The sequence below is a fragment of the Psychrobacter sp. Cmf 22.2 genome, from assembly GCF_001921745.1.
Lineage (GTDB): Bacteria > Pseudomonadota > Gammaproteobacteria > Pseudomonadales > Moraxellaceae > Psychrobacter.
This window is the reverse complement of record NZ_MRYA01000029.1, coordinates 1-283: the sequence shown is the minus strand read 5'-3', so window position 1 is coordinate 283 and position 283 is coordinate 1. Positions and strand designations below refer to the sequence as shown.

At 43.5% G+C, this 283-nt stretch carries 1 pseudogene; it reads left to right on the top strand.

Features of this window, described 5'->3' with window-relative positions:
• Positions 1-15: 15 nt before the first annotated feature.
• Positions 16-283, top strand: a pseudogene (locus BTV98_RS13195) (CDP-alcohol phosphatidyltransferase family protein); the annotation flags it as partial.

Genomic DNA, 283 nt, shown 5'->3' with positions numbered 1-283 from the left:
CCGCTGGGTTTTATCTTGGCAAATCCTGAACAGAACGCCATTGCAGGTGCGTTATTACTTGCTACCTTTATCGGCACAGGCTCTAGCTTTTTGGCGTTTGCCATTGCTGCCGAAAAGTTTAAACTGGATAAACCACAGTTCAAATATAAAAGCTTTTATTATTTAAACGGTTTGACGGAAGGTACTGAGACTATTGCGCTGTTTGTTGCCTTTTGCATTTGGCCGCAGCACTTTGTACTACTCGCTGGCATTTTTGCAACGGCCTGCGCGATTACGATTTTTA